The following is a 255-nucleotide window of genomic DNA, read 5'->3' as shown; positions in this document are numbered from 1 at the left end:
CGGCAACGGTCCCCGCCGCGCAATCCTTAATGTAGACAGGATCAAACACCTGATCCGCCCCGGGCAAATCGAGTGAACAACCGTCAATCGCGGCCAAGATGACATCGTTGAACACACTGGCCTGGCTACGCTCAGGTTTTATGACGCGCTCAGCACCATAAAAGTCAGCATAACGGATCGCGCAGAACTCAAAGAAACCATTCCTTGCATAGCAAAGCCCCAGGTCTTCCGCTGCCCGCTTGAGGATCGTCAATG

The 255-nt window shown here is 54.5% G+C and carries 1 protein-coding gene; it reads right to left on the bottom strand.

Translation table 11 applies throughout. The annotated features are described in order from the left end of the window. Window positions 1-255 (bottom strand): NAD-dependent epimerase/dehydratase family protein (locus ACOSDM_RS20340; protein WP_420726357.1); only part of this gene is annotated, 255 nt, incomplete at both ends.

Origin of the sequence: Hwanghaeella sp. LZ110 (assembly GCF_048892525.1) — a bacterium.
In the GTDB taxonomy this organism is placed as follows: Bacteria; Pseudomonadota; Alphaproteobacteria; order UBA8366; family Aestuariispiraceae; genus Pacificispira.
Note: the sequence above shows the minus strand (reverse complement) of the source record. Positions and strands in the feature narration are given on the sequence as shown.